At 71.0% G+C, this 19,152-nt stretch carries 18 protein-coding genes; 11 read left to right on the top strand and 7 right to left on the bottom strand.

The window, feature by feature from the left end; genetic code table 11:
- The first annotated feature begins 260 nt into the window (after window positions 1-260).
- The 3 genes from ACFVT2_RS04630 to ACFVT2_RS04620 all read left to right on the top strand — a co-directional run bounded on the left by ACFVT2_RS04630 (window position 261) and on the right by ACFVT2_RS04620 (window position 4,754).
- Window positions 261-1,094 (top strand): M55 family metallopeptidase, encoded by an 834-nt coding sequence (locus ACFVT2_RS04630; protein WP_390012103.1) that lies wholly within the window; start codon window positions 261-263, stop codon window positions 1,092-1,094.
- Window positions 1,087-2,475 carry a M20/M25/M40 family metallo-hydrolase gene (locus ACFVT2_RS04625; RefSeq protein WP_390012100.1) on the top strand — a complete coding sequence of 463 codons (1,389 nt, stop codon included), beginning with the start codon at window positions 1,087-1,089 and terminating at the stop codon, window positions 2,473-2,475. The genes ACFVT2_RS04630 and ACFVT2_RS04625 overlap by 8 nt, the downstream gene beginning before the upstream one ends.
- Before the next feature lie 488 nt (window positions 2,476-2,963).
- Window positions 2,964-4,754: an alpha/beta fold hydrolase gene (locus ACFVT2_RS04620; protein ID WP_390012256.1), complete on the top strand. Its 1,791-nt coding sequence runs from the start codon at window positions 2,964-2,966 to the stop codon at window positions 4,752-4,754.
- A 129-nt stretch (window positions 4,755-4,883) separates the two neighbouring features.
- Here the strand turns inward: ACFVT2_RS04620 and ACFVT2_RS04615 are convergent, their stop codons facing one another.
- The 3 genes from ACFVT2_RS04615 to ACFVT2_RS04605 form a co-directional block, all read right to left on the bottom strand.
- The gene (locus tag ACFVT2_RS04615; RefSeq protein ID WP_390012097.1) at window positions 4,884-5,078 is read right to left on the bottom strand and encodes a ferredoxin; all 195 of its coding nucleotides are present in this window, start codon (window positions 5,076-5,078) and stop codon (window positions 4,884-4,886) included.
- 49 nt (window positions 5,079-5,127) lie between these two features.
- A complete protein-coding gene (locus tag ACFVT2_RS04610; protein ID WP_390012094.1) occupies window positions 5,128-6,315 on the bottom strand; it encodes a cytochrome P450 in 1,188 nt (395 codons plus the stop codon).
- A 190-nt stretch (window positions 6,316-6,505) separates the two neighbouring features.
- The gene (locus tag ACFVT2_RS04605) at window positions 6,506-7,186 is read right to left on the bottom strand and encodes a TetR/AcrR family transcriptional regulator (protein WP_390012091.1); all 681 of its coding nucleotides are present in this window, start codon (window positions 7,184-7,186) and stop codon (window positions 6,506-6,508) included.
- A 46-nt stretch (window positions 7,187-7,232) separates the two neighbouring features.
- Here ACFVT2_RS04605 and ACFVT2_RS04600 point away from each other — a divergent pair, with 46 nt between their 5' ends.
- The 4 genes from ACFVT2_RS04600 to ACFVT2_RS04585 all read left to right on the top strand — a co-directional run bounded on the left by ACFVT2_RS04600 (window position 7,233) and on the right by ACFVT2_RS04585 (window position 10,823).
- On the top strand, window positions 7,233-8,150 hold the full coding sequence (locus ACFVT2_RS04600) for a DUF2867 domain-containing protein (protein WP_390012088.1): 918 nt from the start codon (window positions 7,233-7,235) through the stop codon (window positions 8,148-8,150).
- 51 nt (window positions 8,151-8,201) lie between these two features.
- Window positions 8,202-9,644 (top strand): CoA transferase, encoded by a 1,443-nt coding sequence (locus ACFVT2_RS04595; protein ID WP_390012086.1) that lies wholly within the window; start codon window positions 8,202-8,204, stop codon window positions 9,642-9,644.
- A 145-nt stretch (window positions 9,645-9,789) separates the two neighbouring features.
- Window positions 9,790-10,422: a GNAT family N-acetyltransferase gene (locus ACFVT2_RS04590; RefSeq protein ID WP_390012083.1), complete on the top strand. Its 633-nt coding sequence runs from the start codon at window positions 9,790-9,792 to the stop codon at window positions 10,420-10,422.
- Window positions 10,419-10,823, top strand: a complete 405-nt coding sequence (locus ACFVT2_RS04585) for a glyoxalase superfamily protein (RefSeq protein ID WP_390012080.1) — start codon at window positions 10,419-10,421, stop codon at window positions 10,821-10,823. Before ACFVT2_RS04590 ends, ACFVT2_RS04585 begins: the two co-directional genes overlap by 4 nt.
- A gap of 65 nt (window positions 10,824-10,888) precedes the next feature.
- Here ACFVT2_RS04585 and ACFVT2_RS04580 read toward each other — a convergent pair whose 3' ends face one another.
- Window positions 10,889-11,224, bottom strand: coding sequence for a DUF6204 family protein (locus tag ACFVT2_RS04580; protein ID WP_390012077.1), 336 nt, complete (start codon window positions 11,222-11,224; stop codon window positions 10,889-10,891).
- A gap of 139 nt (window positions 11,225-11,363) precedes the next feature.
- Between ACFVT2_RS04580 and ACFVT2_RS04575 the strand changes: the two genes are divergently transcribed.
- The 3 genes from ACFVT2_RS04575 to ACFVT2_RS04565 all read left to right on the top strand — a co-directional run bounded on the left by ACFVT2_RS04575 (window position 11,364) and on the right by ACFVT2_RS04565 (window position 15,469).
- Window positions 11,364-12,269: an arginase family protein gene (locus tag ACFVT2_RS04575; protein ID WP_390012073.1), complete on the top strand. Its 906-nt coding sequence runs from the start codon at window positions 11,364-11,366 to the stop codon at window positions 12,267-12,269.
- A gap of 108 nt (window positions 12,270-12,377) precedes the next feature.
- Window positions 12,378-14,417 (top strand): DUF5107 domain-containing protein, encoded by a 2,040-nt coding sequence (locus ACFVT2_RS04570; protein ID WP_390012069.1) that lies wholly within the window; start codon window positions 12,378-12,380, stop codon window positions 14,415-14,417.
- 131 nt (window positions 14,418-14,548) lie between these two features.
- Window positions 14,549-15,469, top strand: coding sequence for an NADP-dependent oxidoreductase (locus tag ACFVT2_RS04565; RefSeq protein ID WP_390012066.1), 921 nt, complete (start codon window positions 14,549-14,551; stop codon window positions 15,467-15,469).
- A gap of 140 nt (window positions 15,470-15,609) precedes the next feature.
- Here ACFVT2_RS04565 and ACFVT2_RS04560 read toward each other — a convergent pair whose 3' ends face one another.
- From ACFVT2_RS04560 to ACFVT2_RS04550, 3 genes are all read right to left on the bottom strand, one after another.
- Window positions 15,610-15,963: a VOC family protein gene (locus ACFVT2_RS04560; RefSeq protein WP_390012063.1), complete on the bottom strand. Its 354-nt coding sequence runs from the start codon at window positions 15,961-15,963 to the stop codon at window positions 15,610-15,612.
- A 112-nt stretch (window positions 15,964-16,075) separates the two neighbouring features.
- Complete coding sequence (locus ACFVT2_RS04555) at window positions 16,076-16,891, bottom strand: methyltransferase domain-containing protein (protein ID WP_390012061.1); 816 nt, start codon at window positions 16,889-16,891, stop codon at window positions 16,076-16,078.
- Window positions 16,892-17,269: 378 nt separating this feature from the next.
- Window positions 17,270-17,629, bottom strand: a complete 360-nt coding sequence (locus ACFVT2_RS04550; protein ID WP_390012058.1) for a hypothetical protein — start codon at window positions 17,627-17,629, stop codon at window positions 17,270-17,272.
- 531 nt (window positions 17,630-18,160) lie between these two features.
- Here ACFVT2_RS04550 and ACFVT2_RS04545 point away from each other — a divergent pair.
- Window positions 18,161-18,634: a GNAT family N-acetyltransferase gene (locus ACFVT2_RS04545; protein ID WP_390012253.1), complete on the top strand. Its 474-nt coding sequence runs from the start codon at window positions 18,161-18,163 to the stop codon at window positions 18,632-18,634.
- Window positions 18,635-19,152: the final 518 nt, after the last annotated feature.

Genomic DNA, 19,152 nt, shown 5'->3' with positions numbered 1-19,152 from the left:
CCCCCCCGCCCTCACCCTCTAGTTTTTCCCCGCCGCCCACCCCCCTTCGGGGGGTGGGCGGGTCTGGAGGGGAGGGCGGGCGGGCCGGGTCAGGCGTGTGAACGCGCGTGGCAGGTGGCGCGTACCAGCTGCGTAGATGATCTTCAGTGGTCTGGACCTCCGGAGTTATCCACAGCCCTGGTCGGTGTGTTCACGCCCGCGTAACGTGATCGGTCAAGGGCTGTGCATGCGACCTCTCACCTGCGATGGGACTGATAGATGTGAAGATCCTGATCTCCGCGGACATGGAGGGTGCCACGGGCGTGACGTGGCCCGCCGATGTGCTGCCGGGCACACCGCAGTGGGAGCGCTGCCGCCACATGTTCACTTCCGATGTGAACGCGGCCATCGCCGGGTTCTTCGACGGCGGGGCGGACGAGGTGCTTGTCAACGAGGCCCACTGGACGATGCGCAACCTGCTGCTGGAACAGCTCGACGCACGCGCCGAGATGCTGACGGGCCGCCACAAGGTGCTGAGCATGGTCGAGGGCGTGCAGCGCGGTGACGTCGACGGCATCGCGTTCATCGGTTACCACACCGGTGCCGGGACGGAGGGCGTGCTGGCGCACACCTATCTCGCCAATACGCTCACCGGCGTCTGGGTCGACGGCATACGCGCCAGCGAGGGGTATCTCAACTCCCTCGTCGTGGCGGAGTACGGGGTGCCCGTGGTGCTGGTGACGGGCGACGATCGGACCTGCGAGGACGCACAGGGGTATACCCCGCAGGCGCCCGGTGTGGCGGTCAAGGACTATGTCTCGCGGTATGCGGCGGTGTGCCGGCCGCCGGCCCGCACGGCGGCCGAGATCCAGGCCGCGGCCTGCAAGGGCGCGGCGCTCGCGGTGCGTCACGATCCGGTCCGTGGCGGCCCGTTCCGGTTCGAGTTGGAGTTCGACGCCGAGCACCTGGTGGGAGCGGCGACATGCGTGCCCGGCGTGGAGCGCTGCGGTGAGCGCCGCGTCGCGTATACCAGTCAGGACATGTACGAAGCCATCCGGTGTTTCAAGGCGGTCACCACGGTCGTCTCGTCCGCCGTGGAGGAACAATATGGCTGAGATTGAGCTGGCGGAGCACACCTCCGGCCCGGGTGCCGAGACGGTCGATCAGCAGGCGCTCGACGAGGTGGTGCGGTTCACCTCGGATCTGATCCGCATCGACACGAGCAACGCCGGAGACGGCAGCTGCCGGGAGCGCCCGGCCGCGGAGTACGTCGCCGAGCGGCTGACCGAGGTGGGCATCGAGCCGGTGCTGCTGGAGCGCAGCCCGGGGCGCACCAATGTCGTCGCCCGCATCGAGGGAAGCGACCCGTCCGCCGACGCACTCCTGGTGCACGGGCACCTGGACGTGGTTCCGGCCGAGCCCGCCGACTGGCAGGTCCACCCCTTCTCGGGGGAGGTCCGCGACGGTGCGGTCTGGGGCCGGGGCGCCATCGACATGAAGAACATGGACGCGATGATGCTCGCCGTCGTCCGTCAGTGGGCGCGCAGCGGAGTGCGGCCCAGGCGCGACGTCGTGCTGGCGTTCACCGCCGATGAGGAGGCCAGCGCCGAGGACGGCTCGGGATTCCTCGCCGACCATTACGCCGACCTCTTCGAGGGTTGCACCGAAGGCATCAGTGAATCGGGGGCCTTCACGTTCCACGCCGGTGGCGGGATGCGGATCTACCCGATCGCGGCGGGGGAGCGCGGCACCGCCTGGTTGAAGTTGACGGCCCTGGGCCGGGCCGGGCACGGCTCGAAGGTCAACCGCGACAACGCGGTCAGTCGGCTGGCCGACGCGGTGTCCCGGATCGGTGCGCATGAGTGGCCGGTGCGGCTCACCCCCACCGTCCGGGCGGCGCTGCGCGAGCTCGCCGCACTGCACGCCATCGACGTCGACCCCGAGCGGCCCGACTTCGACGTTGATGCGCTGCTGGACAAGCTCGGTCCGGCCGCCAAGCTGGTCGAACCGACGGTCCGCAACAGCGCCAACCCGACGATGCTGGCGGCCGGTTACAAGGTCAATGTGATCCCGGGATCCGCCGTCGCCTATGTGGACGGCAGGGTCGTCCCGGGCGGCGAGGCGGAGTTCCGTACGACGTTGGACGAGCTCACCGGGCCTGATGTCACCTGGGACTACCACCACGGTGAGGTCGCGCTGCAGTCTCCGGTCGACTCCCCGTCGTTCGCCGCGATGCGGGCCGCGATCGAGCGGTTCGACCCGGACGGCCACGCCGTGCCGTACTGCATGTCCGGCGGCACGGACGCCAAGCAGTTCTCCCGGCTGGGCATCGTCGGCTACGGCTTCTCACCGCTGAAGCTGCCCGAGGGGTTCGACTACCAGGCACTCTTCCACGGCGTGGACGAACGGGTCCCCGTGGAGGGCCTGCACTTCGGCGTCCGGGTCCTCGACCACTTCCTGCGCAGTGTGCCGGGGCGCCGACGAGCGACCAGCTGACGACGCAGTGCCTTACCCGGCCGACGGGGCACGGCCGGGTACGCCCCGGAACGACCCTCGTCGGGGCGGAGGCGACAGTGTGGTGCGGCTGCGGACCGGAGACGTATGACGCCGGTGGGCTGGGGAACTGTTCCGCCGGTGGAGGCGTGCGGCAGTTCGCGACGCAGTCGCACACCCGGCCGGCGGCTCACGGCACGCCGATCCAGTGATGGTGCGTCAGGAAGGCACCCACGTCGGATGCCGTGTCCGCACCTGCCCCCGTGGCTGTAACCGTGTTCTGCTCGCCGCTCAGATGGCAGGCCATCGCTTCATTTCTCCGCCAGTTGCAATGAACTGACGTCCTATCACCAACGCGTGTCACGGGCGTTGACATGTCCGTTACTCGTGTCACAACATGAGCGCGCCGTTACCGACTGGTTGGTACGACGTGTCCTCTGGAGGTCTGCGTGCCCAGCGTGTCCCGAGTCGTGTCCCGCCCCGTGCTCCGCATGTCCCTCGCCCTGCTGACCGGCACCGCCCTCACCGCGCCTCTCGTCCTGAGCGCCCCCGCTGCCGCCGCGGGGTCCGCCGCCACGCCGTATACGGTCACCGCGGTGAAGGTGACCGTGCGGGCCGGCGGTCACCACTGCGCGGTGGACGCGGACCTCTACCGCCCGTCGGGCGTCAACGCCGCGCATCCGGCGCCGGCCGTGCTGACCACCAACGGCTTCGGCGGCAGCAAGGCGGACGGCTCGACCGACGCCACCGCCCGGGCGTTCGCCACCCGCGGCTATGTCGCGCTCGCCTACTCCGGCCTCGGCTTCGGCAAGACCGGCTGCCCCATCTCCCTCGACGATCCCAAGATCGACGGCAGGGCGGCGAGCCAGTTGATCGACCTGCTGGCCGGGACGCGCACCGCCGACGACGGCACCCGCATCGACTTCGTCACCCAGGACCGCCCCGGCGATCCCCGGGTCGGCATGATCGGCGGGTCGTACGGCGGGGCGATCCAGATGGCCACCGCCGCGGTCGACCACCGCGTCGACGCGCTGGTCCCGCTGATCACCTGGAACGACCTCTCCTACTCCCTCGACCCGAACAACGCCGATCGCACGGACGGCGTCAGCGGCCCGGTCCCCGGGGTCTACAAGTACCAATGGACGAACGGGTTCTTCCTCATCGGTGAGGCGCAGGGACTGCTCCACCCAGGGCTGGACTTGTCGCGGGCCGGCGGCGCGGGCTGCCTGCACTTCGTGGCGTCGGCGTGTCGCACCAAGCGTCTGCTGGATTCCCACACGTACCCGGCCGACGAGACCCAGGCGATGCTGCAGTACGCGCGCAGCGTCTCCCCGGTCTCCTATCTGAAGTCCGTAAAGGCACCCACTCTGCTCGTCCAGGGGCAGGCCGACACCCTCTTCAACCTCAACGAGGCCGCGGCCACCTACCGCACCCTCGCCAACCAGGGCACCCCGGTCAAGATGATCTGGCAGTCCTGGGGTCACAGCGGCGGGATGAAGGACCCGGCGGAAGGCGAACTCGACCTGGGAAAAGGCAACTTGGATTCAAGCTACGTGGGGCAGCGGATCCTCGCCTGGTTCGACCGCTATCTACAGCACCGGACGGGCACCGGTACCGGACCGGCCTTCGCGTACTACCGGGACTGGGTGAGCAGCGGCCCCACCTACGCCACCGCGTCCGCCTACCCGGCGGGCGGCAGTCGCCGGCTGTATCTGTCCGGGGACGGCAAGCTCGTCGACAACCGCGCCAAGGTGGCCCGCGGCAGTCGCGAATACCGCAATCTGCGGGTGCCCACCAGCCACTCCGAGGATTCGCTGGCCGGCATGCTGGGGCTCCCCGACCCGCAGCCGTACGACATCAAGGGCACCTACCTGGACTGGACCTCGGCTCCGGTGGCGGGCGGGCCGCTGGACGTGGTGGGCGCACCCAAGGTGACGTTGAAGGTCGTCTCGCCGCAGGCCGAGCGCGTGCAGAACTCCTCGGACGCGGCCGACAAGCTGGTGCTCTTCGCCAAGCTCTACGACGTCGCGCCGGACGGGCAGAAGACGTTGGTGCACCGGTTGGTGGCCCCGGCAAGGGTGCCCGATGTGACGGGGAAGTTCACCGTGGAACTCCCGGGCATCGTGCACCGCTACCAGCCGGGGCACCGGCTGCGGTTGGTGATCGCCGCGAGTGACTCCGCCTATGTGGGCAATCGCGGTGTGAAGCGGGTGACGGTCACCAGCGCGCCCGAGGACACCGGGGTCCTCGAACTCCCCGTCACCCAGGGGGTTGTGCCGTAGCGGATGGGGTGGATGCCGTAGGGGGGAGAGTCAGGGGCGGTACGTGTTGTGCGCGCCGCGGCCGCCCGGTGTCGGTGGTCGGTCGGGGCGGGCGTCATCCGTGTCGTCCGCGGGTGGCCCCTGCCGGCGTCAGTCCTCCGCAACCTCGATGGCCTGCACGGGGCAGGCGCGGGCGGCTTCCCGCACCAGCGGGTCGCCCCCGCCGTCCTCCCGGCCCGGCAGCAGCGCGCTGAACCCGTCGTCGTCCTGGGTGAAGACCGACGGCGCCGTCAGCGCGCACTGCCCGGAGCCGATACAGCGATTCGTGTCGATGGTGATCCGCATTGCCGGACCCCTTTCGTTGGCGTGCCGCCTCCGGTGGTGCCGATCGGCGCTACCAGGCCAGCGGCAGTTCGATCATTCCTTGGAGAGTGTCCCCCGGCTTGAACGGAATCGCGGCAGCCGGCGCGGCGAGTCGGAGATCGGGGATGCGTCGGAACAGCGAGCGCAGCGCGATCTCCAACTCGGCGCGGGCCAGATTCTGTCCCAGGCACTGGTGGATGCCGAAACCGAACGCGACGTGGTGGCGGGCCGAGCGGTCGAAGTCGAGTTCGTCCGGTGACGGATAGGTCGTCTCGTCCCGATTGATCAGGGAGGTCGAGAACACCACACCGTCGCCGGCGCGGATGGTGTGGCCGGCGATCTCGATGTCGTCGGTCGCCACCCGCAGCATGCCGTCGGCTATGGACAGGAACCGCAGCAACTCCTCGACCGCGGCCGGCATCAGGCTCTCGTCGGACCTCAACTGGGCCAGCTGGTCCGGGTGTTCGAGCAGGGCGAAGGTGCCGAGCGAGATCATGTTGGCGGTGGTCTCGTGGCCGGCCACCAGCAGGACCATGGCCAGCCGGGCCAGTTCCTCGTGCTGCAGCATGCCGGCCTGGAGCCGCTCGGCGATCAGCTCGTCCAGCAGGCCGTCACCCGGGACCCGTTCCTTACGGGCTATCAACTCCGCGAGGTATCCCTCCAGTTCGACCCGGGACTCCTCGCTCTCCTCGGCCGAACGCCCGCGGAGGAGGCGGCGGGACCGCTCCTCGAAGAACTCGTGGTCCGCGTACGGGACGCCGAGCAGCGAGCAGATCACCATCGAGGGGACCGGCAGGGCGAACGCGGAGACGAGTTCGGCGGGTGGGCCCTGTGCCAGCATCCGGTCCAGGAGGTCGTCCACGGTCTGCTGGATCTGCGGTCGGAGCGCGGCGATCCGCTTGACGCTGAAGCTCGGGATCAGCATGCGGCGTTGGGTGTTGTGCTCGGGGTCGTCCATGCCGATCAGCGGGGTCCGCACCCGCCGGATGCCCTCCAGCCGCTTCATCGGGATGGGGAACCCCGGATTCTGCCGGTTGGACGACAGTCGCTGGTCGACCAGCATCGCCCGCGCCTCGGCGTGCCCGGTCACCACCCAGACCTTGCGGCCGTCGTAGAAGGTGACGTGCGAGAGCGGACCGGACTCGCGCAGCGGCCGGTAGTTCGTCGGGGGGTGGTAGGGACAGGTGCGGTCCTGGGGGAAGGAGATGGTTTCGGTCACGGTTCCTCCCGTGCGGGTGGGGTGAGTCGCTCGCCAGGAGGACGTCACCGCCGATTGCCGTGTCACGTGCCTGCCGTGAGGCGAGCCGTGTGCGCCGCGCTGATCTCCGTGTGTGGTTGTACCGGACACCGCTCGCCGGCCGGCCGACATGGCGCGGTGGCGGTCCTGTTGGGTGCCGCGTCGGGCGCCTTCACCCCCTCTCGGCAGTGGGCTCCGCTGCTCGGTGCTGCGGGTTCGATTGTCGAACGTTCGGAGCGGTCCCGGGTGTTCCCGCCGGATGCAACAAAGTCTCCAACACCGCGTCCAGGTGGCGTTCGCGGGCAGGGCCGGCCGGCAGGGACCGGGGGACCGAGTGGCTGAGCTGGGTGTGCCCCAGATAGGCGGTGTAGGCGAGCAGGCCGCGGCGGTGCGCCTCGTCCTCCGGGAAGCCCAACTCGGCGAAGAGCGCGGCGATATGGCCGATACGGCGGTCGGTCACCCGGGCGAGCGCGGCCGACACCCGGGGATCGGCCGCGGAGGCCAGCAGCGAGACCTCCAGCGGGTCCTCGGCGGCCCGGCGGGTGGCCCGCAGGAACAGTCGGCGGAGCCGCTCGCCGGGGTCGGGCTCGTCGGCCAGCTCGGTGATCACGGATTCGGTGCGGGTCTCCGCCCAGCGGTCCAGGGCGGCTTCGATCAGCGCGTCGCGGTTGGCGAAGTGCCAGTAGAAGCTGCCCTTCGTGGTGCCCAGTCGGGCCGCCAACGGCTCCACGGCGACCGCCGCGAGGCCACCCTCCCCCATGGCCGCCAGGGCCGCGTCGGCCCAGTCCTGCACGGTCAGCCGCTGCCGTGCGGCGCCGCCGGTCCCCTTCGCTCGCTCTCGCACCATGACCATACGGTACCGTATGGTGAAAACATACGCCACCGTATGGAGGTGCTCCGTGCACACGGTCCGCGACAGCCATACCCGCACCGTCCAGGCCCCCGCAGATGCCGTGGGGGCCCTGCTCGACCACCTGGGCAGTGAGTCCGACCCGCTCTTCCCGGCGCCCGCCTGGCCGCCCCTGCGCTTCGACCGCCCTCTGGGCGTCGGTGCCGACGGCGGCCACGGATCCGTGCGCTATCGCGTCGTCGCCTACGAACCGGGCCGCCGCATCCGCTTCGCCTTCACCCCCGGCCGCTCCGGGGAGAGCGCCGGCTACCACGAACTCACCGTCCACCCCCTGGGGCCGGACCGCTGCCGGGTCGACCATGTCCTGGAGTCCCGGCTCCCCTTCGCCCGCCGGCTCGCCTGGCACCTGGCGATCCGCGCCGTCCACGGCACCGTCACCGAGGAACTCCTCGACAACCTCGAACGCGCGGCCACCGGACACCTCCGCACCCCCGCCCGCCGCTCGCCCCGGGTGCGGCTGTTCAACCGCCTCCAATGGGACCGGCCGTCGGTCGTCGCCCTCCCGGCGGGCGCCCGCCTGGCACGCAGTGCCTTTCCTCGGACGGACTTCCAGGACGCCTGGCAGATGCCACTGCGTCCAGGTATGCCACGCGAGCCCGAAGCGTGGGAACGGGCGTTGCGCAAGGCGCCGTTCCCCGTCCTCGCCCGACAGGGCGACGAGACCCTGCTCGGCAAGAACGCCGGGCACCTGGACTTCCGCGCCGCACTCCTGGTCGCCGACGACCTGGTCACCCTCGGCACGGTGGTCCACACCCACCACCACGGCGGACGCCTCTACTTGGCCGCGATCCGCCGGATTCACCCCATCGTGGTCCGCGGGGTGCTGTGCCGGGCCCACCGCAAGCTGGCGCTGGCCGCGCCCGGCGCCGGGGAACGCTGGTCGGCGCAGCACCCCGTAGATCGCTGACGAAGACCCGAACTACTAGCCATTGGTGGCACTCAGTGCCACACTTGATTGATGGTGCAACGAGATGACACGGCACGGCGGCAGACCGCCGGTACGGACCAGGCATGGGCAGCGCTCGGCGGCGACCCCGCACTCACGCGGCGGATCACCTACGGCGGGCCGCCCGGCCTGCTGGCGGCCCGCCTCCCGGCCATGGCCCTGGCCCGCTCCACGGTGGCCGTCTGCGCACTCGCCGCGGCCGAACTGGCCGCACAGCGCGACGGTGGCCCACGGCCCGCCGTGCACGTCGACGACGCCGCCGTGGCCACCGCCTTCGTCAGTGAACGACACCTGCGGATCGACGGCCGCGCCCCCTCGACCTTCGCGCCGCTCTCCCGCTTCTGGCGCACCGCCGACGGCTGGCTGCGCACCCACGCCAACTACCCGCACCACCGCACCCGTTTGCTCGGCGCACTGGGCCTCCCGGACACCGCCGGCCCCGCGGACGCCGAGGCCACGATCGCCGGGCGACGGTCCGAAGAACTCCAGGAGGCCGTCTACGCGGCGGGCGGACTGGCCGTCGCCGCCCGCACCCCCGAGGAGTGGTCCGCCCACGAGCAGGGCGCCACCGTCGCCCGGCACCCGCTGCTGACGCGGGAGACCCTCGGCGCCGGCACCGCACCGCGCCCGCTGCCGGCCCGCGCCGGCGACCCCGTGCTGCCCGCCGCCGGGCTGCGCGTCCTGGACCTGACCCGGGTGATCGCCGGCCCCGTCGCCACCCGGACGCTCGCCCTCCTCGGCGCCGACGTCCTGCGCATCGACGCCCCGCAGCTCCCGGAGAGCCAGGACGCCCACAGCGACACCGGCTTCGGCAAGCGCTCCACCACGCTGGACCTGGGGTCCCGCAGCGGCCGCGCGTCCTTCGAGGCGCTGCTCACCGAGGCGGACGTCGTAGTGACCGGATACCGGCCCGGTGCCCTGGACCGCCTCGGGCTCGCCCCCGAGAGCCTCGCCGAACGCCGCCCCGGCCTGATCGTGGCCCGGCTCTCCGCCTGGGGCGACGACGGCCCCTGGGGCGGCCGACGCGGATTCGACAGCGTCGTACAGGTCGCGACCGGCATCGCCGCCATCGAGGCGAGCGAGGACGGGACCCCTGGCGCGCTGCCCGCACAGGCGCTGGACCACGGCACCGGATACCTGCTGGCCGCCGCGGTACTGCGGTCACTGACCGAGCAGTCCCGGACCGGCGGTTCACGCCTCGCGACACTGGCACTCGCCCGTACGGCGCGCTGGCTGACGCACGACCTGAAGGACGAACCCGAGCCGACCACCCCCGAGGACACCACAGACCCCACCTCCCCTACGGACTACGACCCCGCCCGCTACCTCCGTGAAACCGACAGCCCCGTAGGCCGGATACAGCACGCACTCCCCCCGGCGTCCTTCGAAGGCGGCCCGGTGAACTGGGCGACGCCGCCGGGTCGTTGGGGCACCGACGCACCCGTATGGCGCTGAACGGACCCGCACCCTTCCGTCCCGCACCGGACGGAACCCGTGGCCTCCGGACCGGTCAACGGCCGCCCGGAGCCCACGGGGCGGCACGCCGTCCGCAAGAAGGGGACGGTTGGTCCGGTGCCACCACCCCTCGTACGATCTGCTGATGACGAGCACCGACCGCTATCTTGCGCGGGGCCCCCGGGTGGGTATCCGGCACTTCACCGCCGACGACCGGGAGGAGTTCACCGCGCTCAGCCGAAAGAGCGCCGATCTGCACCGCCCCTGGCTCTTCCCCCCGGACAGCGACGCCGCGTTCGACGGCTACCTGGCGCGACTTCAAGAACCCCTCCGCGAGGGCTTCCTGATCTGCGAGCACGACAGCGACCGCATCGCGGGCTACCTCACCATCAACAACATCGTGCACGGAGCCTTCTGCAGCGGCGCCATCGGCTACGGCGCCTTCGCCCCCGCCGCCGGACGCGGCCTGATGAGCGAGGGCCTGCGACTGGTGCTCCGCCACGCCTTCGGCCCCCTGGGCCTGCACCGCCTGGAGGCCAACATCCAGCCGTCCAACAAGCAGTCCATCTCCCTGGTCGAGCGCGCGGGCTTCCGCCTGGAGGGCTTCTCCCCGGACTTCCTCTTCCTCGACGGCGCCTGGCGCGATCACGAACGCTGGGCCATCACCCGCGAGATGGTCCGTGCGGACGAGGAACACCAGCCAGACCAGCCAGACCAGGCGGACCAGGAGGCAGACCCGGCCGATCGGGACGTCCAGAGGGACGGTGAAGCGGAGTGAGCGAATCCCTGGCCACGGGGGACGTCGCGGTCCGACGCGCGGTACCGATCTTCCGGATCTTCGACGTGGCCAAGGCCCACGCCTTCTACGTCGACTACCTCGGCTGCACCATCGACTGGGAACACCGCTTCGCACCCGGTATGCCGCTCTACACCCAGGTCTCCCGGAGCGGCCTGGTCCTCCACCTCTCGGAACACCACGGCGATGCGACCCCCGGCTCCACCGTCTACGTCGAGTTGACGGGGGTGCGAGCCCTGCACGCCGAACTGACCGCCAAGGACTACCCCTACCTGCGGCCCGGCCTGGAGGAGGACGAGTTCGGCACCTGCCTCACCTTGACCGACCCCTTCGGCAATCGGCTCCGCTTCAACGAGCCGCTCCCGCAGCAACCGGGGAAGTAACACCCACCAAAGGAGACGCCCCGACAGGAGACGCACCAACAGAAGACGTGCCACCGGGAGGGTCGCTACCGGCCCTTCCGGTTGATCTTCATCGTGTCCATGTCGGTCGCGGTGGACCGCAGCTCCCGATAGCCCAGCCCCGCCGCCCGTAGCGCGCCCTCCGCCTTCTCCTCACCGAGCGCAGCGGCCATCTCCTCGCCGTACTCGGCGTCCGCGACGATGACGTAGCGGTAACTGAAGGCGTGCAACGCGGTGTCGTAGGCCAACGAGCCCTCGGCGGTGAACCGCATCTGCGCGAGCCCGTGCTCCTCCACCTCGGCGAGCAGCTTCGCCCGGTCCTCCTCCGTGAGGTTGTCCCACTTGCCGCGGACGATCACTCGGTAGGTGTGCTGCGTGGCCATCTCCACCGCTTCCGTTCTGCTCGGCCGTTCCCGTGTGCAGCAGTAGAGGCTATGCGCTCGAAACCCGCACCGCCCGGGTATTACGGTGCAACCCCCTGCAACGACGGGCCGTTTGCACGCCGCCCGTTACGATCGCCGCATGCGCCGGAACGTGCTGATCGATGCCCCGTCCAACCTGGGACTGCGACCACCCGCGCCCGGTACGGTGCCCGGCTGCTACAAGCTCGCCGGAGCGCTGCGGGAACAGGGACTGCTGCGGCGCCTCGGGGCACTGGAGGGCGGGGTGGTGGTGCCGCCCCGCTACGGCCTGGGGGAGTGGCGCGAGGGAGACGGGGACTTCCACGCCCCGGCGATCGCCTCGTACAGCGCGCGGCTCGCCCGCCGGGTACAGGGCCACGTACGCAGCGGCGACTTCCCGGTCGTCCTCGGCGGCGACTGCAGCATCCTGCTCGGGGCAGTGCTCGCACTGCGGCGGTCGGGGCGGTACGGCGTCGCCTATCTGGACGGACACGGCGACTTCCGGCACCCGGGGAACACCGAAGTGTCCGGCCCCGTCGGCGCCGCCGCCGGCGAGGGCGTCGCGCAGATCACCGGCCGCGGCCAGGCCGATCTGACCGACATCGAGGGGCTGCGCCCGTATGTCCGCGACGAGGACGTGAGCCTCCTCGGGGTCCGCGATGCGGACGAGGACCAAGCAGAGCTGGCCCAACTCGGCATCAGCTGCACCAACGTCGGCGAGATCCGGCGGCGCGGCCCGGAAACGGTCGCGTGGGCAGCGCTCCGGCACCTCCAGAACTCCCCGCTCGACGGCTTCTGGATCCACCTGGACGCGGACGTGCTGGACCCCACCGTCATGCCGGCGGTGGACAGCCCCGACCCAGGCGGCCTGTTCACCGAGGAACTGCGGGCACTTCTGGCCCCGTTGGCGGCCTCCCCACGCTGCGTGGGCATCACCGTGGCGATCTACGACCCGGACCGGGACCCCGACGGATCCGGGGCAGTGCTGCTGGCCGACCTCCTTGCGGGCGTCTTTGCGCAACCCTGACCCCACCCGGTCACCAGGTGCCCTGTTCAGACGGGCCATCACGTTGTTCCATGGTCAACAGGGGGCCGCCGCAGCCGAGGGGGTCCGGTCCGATCTTGCGAGGCAGCCGTGGCCACGAGCGTGCGACGCACCACCCTGACCCTTCCCATGGCCGCCCTCGGCCCGGACAACCCGCTGCCCGCGCTGCACGACGCCGGCGACGCGCACCGCATCGAAATCCCCCGGGACACCGCCCTGCCCGCCGACATGGCGCGGCAGATCGGCTATCAACCACTGCGTTCGATCCAGCCCACCCGGATGCGGGACGGCTACGGCCGCGACCGCCGGCCCACCGACCTCGACGCGCTGGTGATCGAGAACGACCGGCTGCGCGCCACCGTCCTGCCCGGACTCGGCGGCCGCGTGTACTCCCTCCACCACAAGCCCACCGGCCGCGAACTCCTCTACCGCAACCCGGTGCTGCAACCCGCCGCCTTCGCCCTCAACGGGGCGTGGTTCTCCGGCGGCATCGAGTGGAACATCGGCGCCACCGGGCACACCACCCTCGCGTGCGCCCCGCTGCACGCAGCCCGGGTGCCGGCCCCCGACGGCGGCGTGATGCTGCGGCTGTGGGAGTGGGAGCGGCTGCGCGATCTGCCGTTCCAGGTGGACCTGTGGCTGCCCGACGGCGCGGAGTTCCTCTACGTGGGCGTGCGGATCCGCAACCCGCACCACCACACCGTCCCGGCCTACTGGTGGTCCAACACCGCCGTCCCCGAGGACGCACACACCCGCGTACTGGCCCCGGCCGAGGCGGCCTGGCACTTCGGATACCAACGCACCCTGCGCCGCGTTCCCGTACCGGAGTCCGACGGGGACGACCGCACCTACCCGCTGCGCAGCACATACCCCGCGGACTACTTCTACGACCTGCCCGAGGGCGCACGCCCCTGGATCGCCTCCCTCGACCGTGACGGCCACGGCCTGGTACAGACCTCCACCGACACCCTGCCCGGCCGCAAGCTCTTCCTGTGGGGATCCGGGCGAGCCGGCCGACGTTGGCAGCGGTGGCTCACCGAACCTGGCACGGCCGGCTACGCGGAGATCCAGGCGGGCCTGGCCCGCACCCAACTGGAGCACGTCCCGCTCGACGCCGGCGGGGAGTTCACCTGGCTGGAGGCGTACGGGCCACTGGCCGCCGACCCCGCCGCGGTGCACGGCGCGGACTGGACGGCGGCGCGCGACGCCGTCGAGACCCGGCTGTCGACGGTGCTGCCACGGGCCGACGTCGAGGCCGCGTACGCCGCCTGGCTCCCGTACGCCGACCAGGAACCGAAGGAGCAACTGGCCACCGGCTCAGGCTGGGGCGCCCTCGAAGCGGTCCGCGCGGGCCTGGACCTCCCCGGCACACCGTTCGACCCGGCCACGCTGGGCGCCGCGCAACAGCCCTGGTTGACGCTGCTCCGGACGGGCGAACTGCCGGCCGCGGGCCCGGTCCCCGGGCCGGCGCCGGTCTCCCCGGCCTGGCGTGACCTGCTGGAATCCGCCCGTCCGGGACCGGCCGCCGAGTACCACCTCGGACTCGCCCAGTGGCACGCCGGCGACCGAGCCCAGGCCGTCCGCAGCTGGGAGCGCGCGCTGGCACACGGCGCCGGCTGCCTGCCGCTGTACTGCCTGGCCGTCGCCGAGGGCGTGGCGGGCGAGACCGCTCGCGCCGCCGACCGGTTCTCGGAAGCGTTCGCCTGCGCCACCAAGTCGGCCGCGTCCGACGAACCGGCGACCGCCCGGATCTGGCGGGAGACCCTGCCGGCCCTCGCCCGCACGGCGGTTCCCGCGCTGCTCGCGGCGGACCGGGCCGACGAGGCCGCCGCAATGCTCGCGGCACTGCGCCCGACCGACCGTGCGGACGGCCGCTTCCGTCTGCTGGCGTCACAGGTCCTGCTCGACCAGGGACAGCCGCGGGCGGCACGCGAGATCTTCGACGAGGGCTTCGAGATCGCCGACCTACGGGAGGGCGCCGAAGTGCTGAGCGATACCTGGTACGCCATCGCCGAGCGGCTGGTGGCGGGGGACGGCCCGGTCACCGCGGAGATCGCCGCGCGGGCCCGTGCGGAGCATCCGCTGCCGGAGCGGTACGAGTTCCGGATGCGGCCGGCGGAGTCGGCGTAGCGGACGCGGCGCGGGCCGGGCGGCGCCGCCGACACCGCCCGGTTCGCGCCGCGCACCGCGTTGGCATATGCCAGTTGGAAAAGATCGCGAGGACGCGGAATCCTCACGGATCGTCACGCGTTGTGACGGTCATGAAAGCAATTACCACGAACAGTTACGGCGGCCCCGAAGCTCTCACCCACTCCGAGCAACCCGACCCCAAAGTCGGACCCGACTCGGTGCTGATCCGGGTGAAGGCCGCCGGCGTCAATCCGGTCGACTGGAAAATCGTCGCGGGCTACCTGCACGACATCATGCACGTCCACTTCCCCCTCATCCCCGGCTGGGATGTCGCGGGGGTGGTCGAGGCGGTGGGCGCCGACGCCTCCGAGTACGCGGTCGGTGACGAAGTCATCGGTTACGTCCGCAAGGACGAGGTGCAACACGGCACCTACGCCGAACTCGTCGCCGCGCCCGTGCGCACCCTGGCCCGCAAACCCGACTCACTCAGCTGGCAACAGGCCGCCGGCCTACCCTTGGCCGGACTGACGGCCTATCAGTCACTCAAGCGGGCCCGGACCAAGGCGGGCGACCTGGTGCTGGTGCACGCCGCCGCCGGCGGAGTCGGCTCACTGGCCGTCCAGATCGCGGTCGCCGAGGGGGCCCGCGTGATCGGCACGGCCAGCGAGCGCAACCACGACTTCCTACGATCCCTGGGCGCCGAACCGGTGACCTACGGCGACGGCCTCGCGGACCGGGTCCGGGCCCTGGCGCCCGAAGGCGTCGACGTCGCCCTGGACTTCGTCGGCGGCGGGGCCGTGGACGTCTCGCAGGAGGTGCTCAAGGACCGCAGTCGCGTGGTGTCGATCGCCGACGGCGAAGTCCGGGCGAAGGGCGGCCACATGGTGTGGGTCAGACCGGACAGCGCCGACCTGACCGCACTGGCCATCCTCGCGGACGCGGGAAAGCTGGCCGTGCCGGTCGACGCGGTGTTCCCACTGCGAGAAGCCGCCGAGGCGTTCCGTCTCAGCATGGCCGGCCGCACCCGAGGCAAGATCATCCTGGAGGTGTGACCGACATGCGGATGACGCGGGGCGCCGCGCGACGATACCTAGGCGCGGTGCCAGCGACTCATCGGTAGCCGAGTCCGCCGAAAGGCAACGCCTCCGCACATCAGGCGGTCGAACTGGCCCCTATGCCACGGGGGTTGCTCCTAGGCGCCCGGGTTGCGGTCGACATACTCGAAGACCGAACCGTCCGGGTGACGGGCAATCAAATTGCGACCGATGGGGGTGGGCAGTGGCCCGGCGATGATGTCCGCGCCGACCGCGGTGAGGTCGGTCACCGCCTCATCGACGTCCTTCACGGCGATGGTCGCGGCGATCTTTCGCAGTACCGACAGTTCCGCCTCGGGGCCGCTCATCAGGAAGAAGCACCCGACCGCCGCGACCGCCACCCCGCCCCGCTGGAAGCGGATCGCCTCGGCACCGGTCAACCGTTCGTAGACGTTGACCGCGGCATCGAGGTCGCCGACACATACCCGAAGTGAGGTCCCCAGAATGTCCATAGGAAACAGCCTAGTTGGGCCCCTGCGGCTGCGCGAACCCTGGATGGCGGTGTGACCGTGACGTGCCGACGTAATGGAGACGGGGTGGCGGAAATGCCGAACTGACGCTACGTCACACCCGGCACAGGATCTCGCCGTGCAGCATGGCGAACCAGCCGTCCTCCTGAGCTCCCCACTCCCGCCACGCCGCGGCGATGCGGGTCAGGTCGTCCGTGGTGGCATGTCCGCCGTTGACCGCGATCTTGGCGTAGGAGGAGGAAGTCGTGCGGTCCGCCCATAGTTCGGACCACCAGGCCCGCTCCTCCGGAGTCCGGTAACACCAGGCACTCGCGGTCGCGGTGATGTTCTCCTGCGGGAAGCCGGCCTGGCGCGCCCAGGCGTGCAGCTGGCGTCCGGCGTCCGGCTCGCCGCCGTTGGCCCGGGCCACCCGGTGGTACAGGTCCAGCCAGTCGGCCATCCCTTCAACCTCCGGGTACCAGGTCATGGTTGCGTAGTCCGAATCGCGAACGGCGACGATGTCGCCTGGCTTGGTGACGCGACGCATCTCGCGCAGAGCCTGCACGGGATCGCCCACGTGCTGCAGGACTTGGTGGGCGTGGGTCACGCAGAAGGTGTCGTCGGGGAAGTCCAGCGCGTGGACATCGCCGACCGTGAAGCGGATGTTCTCCACTCCGCGGGCGGCGGCCGTGGCGCGGGCCTGGTCCAGTACGGCGGGTGCGTGCTCCAGGCCGGTGACCTGACCGTCCGGCACCAGGGCGGCCAGGTCGGCGGTGATGGTGCCGGGGCCGCAGCCGATGTCCAGGATCTGCATGTGGGGCAGCAGTGAATCCAGCAGGTACCCGGCCGAGTTGGCGGCGGTGCGCCAGGTGTGAGAGCGCAGTACGGACTCGTGGTGGCCGTGGGTGTATACGGCGGATTCCTGTGGCATGGGTCGGCTCCTTCGTGGACAACGGGGGCTGTCGCACGAGGCCATGACGGGCCACGGCCGGGTGCGGATGCCCTGCGGTGTGCTGCCCTCACACCGTACGCCGGCGTCTCGTATCGCGAGAGATGCGTCTTGTGATGTGGACGCGGGGGAAGGTGGGGAGAGGGGTGGGTGCGGGGTGTGGGAGGGGCTTGGGGGAGGGGTGCGAGGGTTCGGCTGAGGGCTGAGGGCTGAGGGCTGAGGGCTGGCGGGTGAGGGTGGGTCAGGGGTGGGGAGGGGGTGGGGCGGGGGGGGGAGAGGGGGCGGTGTTTGGAGCCCCGGGGTGGGGCGGAATCCGTGTTGGGTGGCGGGTCGGTCAGGTGGGGAGGGGGTGGTAGACGGTTAGGGCTTCGTTTTCTTCTCCAGGGTCAACTTGCCGGGGGTTGTGGAGACTTCGCCGTTGTAGGCGAGTGGGGTGCCGTCCGGGAGGCCACCGATGCGTAGCCGGGGCAGGCGGGCCTCGCCCAGGACCGGGGTATTGCGCGGGGTGCCCGGGAGGGCGGCGCCGAGGAGTCGGGTGCGGGCCAGTCGGCTTCCGTGCACCACTCGAACGTCGAGTACGCCGTCGGCAAGGTCGTGCCGGCGTACGGGAGCGGTGCCCAGGCCGCGGTACTGACCGTTGCCGACGAACAGCCGCCAGACGGTGCGCCGTTCACCGTTGATCTCCAGGCTCAGGGGTGCGGCGGAGGGCTGCCGATCCAACTGCGACGCTGAGCCGCAGGAGTCCGTGATTGGCGCTGCGGGTCAGCCGGGGGAGTGCGCGCTGGGCGACCGGCCATTCGCGTGCGGTGATCCGGTCGAACGCTCACCGGTCGAGGTTGGTGAGGAGCGTTCGCGTTCGCTTGGGTCACCTGTACCCCTGGACGGGCGGGGCAGGCCGGGGGCACCTGATGGGGCATGGCGTGGCGGGTCGGGCTTTCGGCATTCCGGGTTACGCATTCCGGGTTCCGGGTTCCGGGTTCCGGGTCAGGAGTTCCCGGTTTCGGGCTTTGGGTTTGGGGGGCGTTCTTCTGCGTGGATGTGGGCGTGTGCGGATGTGTTTGTGAGTGGGGCACTGTCGGGGGCTGGGGGGATGAGCCCTGTGTGGAGCGTGTGGTTGGTGTGGGAGTAGGGGGCGGAAGAAGATGTGGAAGCAGGGATGACGGCTGAGGGATGAAGGATGAGGCGGGGATGGATGCGCAGGGGGAGACGATGAACGGGGCGTGGGGCGGCGCGGCAGGGGTGGATGCACGGGTGCCGTGGGTGGTTCGGAGGCGGGTCGATGCTGATCTCGGTGCCTGTGCGGCGGTCCTTGCCGAAGTGCATGCGCACAGCGGCTACCCCCACCATTGGCCCGAGGAACCGGTGCGATGGCTCACTCCTGACGGGTTGACTGCTGCCTGGGTCGCCGAGGGGGGCGGGGTGGTGCTCGGCCATGCCGCGCTGTGCGGGAGCGAGGTCAGCCGGCTCTACGTCTCGCCAGGCGCACGCGGCCACGGTCTCGGCGCGCGGTTGCTGGCTGCTGTCGAGGCGGAGGCGGCAGCCCGCGGGGTGCGGCTCGTCCTGGAGGTGAAGACCTCCGACACCTCGGCCGTTGCGCTGTACGAGCGCCGGGGCTGGGTGCGGCGCGGCACCGAGCGGCAGGAGTGGGGAGTGTCCGGCGCGACGGAAGAGGTGGCGGTGCACCGGTACGAGGCGCCGGAGGGCGGGCGGGAGGCGGGTTCGTAGGGGGCGGGCGGGGTGAGGGTGCCTGCTGGTTCGTCTGCTGAGCGATCCGCCGGCCTCCTGATCCGTCCTGCGCCCGTCCTCCTGCGTCCGCCCTCCTGCGCCCGCCCTGCGGTTCGTCGTGTGACGTGCACTGCGGTGCTCGTACGGAGGCGCGGACTGCGACACGGCACGTACGGCGGCACGTACGGAGGTACGTACGGCGGAACGTATGAGGCACGTACGGAGGCATGCATGGCGTCGCGGACTTTGATGCGTGCCGCGATATGCACTGCCACGCGTGCCGCGATACCGGCTGGGCACGTGCTGCCGCACGTATCGCCACATGTACTGCCGGGCGAGGCGATGGTCCGTCTGGTCGTAGTCAGCCCCGTTTGGCCGTAGCCGGCCGTCCGTCCCAGTGGTCGCTGTCCGCTGACGTGTCGTCCCCGGTCGCCACCCCGTGATCTGCGAAGGTGGTCGGGGCCGTTCATCATGTGATGGGCCCACGATCGACCGGCCGCCGTGGAGTGGAGGTACGG

It is taken from the genome of Streptomyces sp. NPDC058000 (assembly GCF_042886435.1).
Taxonomy (GTDB): domain Bacteria; phylum Actinomycetota; class Actinomycetes; order Streptomycetales; family Streptomycetaceae; genus Streptomyces.
The sequence above is the reverse complement of the archived record's forward strand: the minus strand, read 5'-3'. Positions and strand labels throughout refer to the sequence as shown.

Excerpts from the sequence above, each read along its gene's own strand:
- ACFVT2_RS04625 (WP_390012100.1), top strand. The coding sequence starts at position 1,087 with ATGGCTGAGATTGAGCTGGCGGAGCACACCTCCGGCCCGGGTGCCGAG.
- ACFVT2_RS04620 (WP_390012256.1), top strand. The coding sequence starts at position 2,964 with ATGTCCCTCGCCCTGCTGACCGGCACCGCCCTCACCGCGCCTCTCGTC.
- ACFVT2_RS04615 (WP_390012097.1), bottom strand. The coding sequence starts at position 5,078 with ATGCGGATCACCATCGACACGAATCGCTGTATCGGCTCCGGGCAGTGC.
- ACFVT2_RS04605 (WP_390012091.1), bottom strand. The coding sequence starts at position 7,186 with ATGGTCATGGTGCGAGAGCGAGCGAAGGGGACCGGCGGCGCCGCACGG.
- ACFVT2_RS04595 (WP_390012086.1), top strand. The coding sequence starts at position 8,202 with ATGGTGCAACGAGATGACACGGCACGGCGGCAGACCGCCGGTACGGAC.
- ACFVT2_RS04590 (WP_390012083.1), top strand. The coding sequence starts at position 9,790 with ATGACGAGCACCGACCGCTATCTTGCGCGGGGCCCCCGGGTGGGTATC.
- ACFVT2_RS04580 (WP_390012077.1), bottom strand. The coding sequence starts at position 11,224 with ATGGCCACGCAGCACACCTACCGAGTGATCGTCCGCGGCAAGTGGGAC.
- ACFVT2_RS04575 (WP_390012073.1), top strand. The coding sequence starts at position 11,364 with ATGCGCCGGAACGTGCTGATCGATGCCCCGTCCAACCTGGGACTGCGA.
- ACFVT2_RS04565 (WP_390012066.1), top strand. The coding sequence starts at position 14,549 with ATGAAAGCAATTACCACGAACAGTTACGGCGGCCCCGAAGCTCTCACC.
- ACFVT2_RS04560 (WP_390012063.1), bottom strand. The coding sequence starts at position 15,963 with ATGGACATTCTGGGGACCTCACTTCGGGTATGTGTCGGCGACCTCGAT.
- ACFVT2_RS04555 (WP_390012061.1), bottom strand. The coding sequence starts at position 16,891 with ATGCCACAGGAATCCGCCGTATACACCCACGGCCACCACGAGTCCGTA.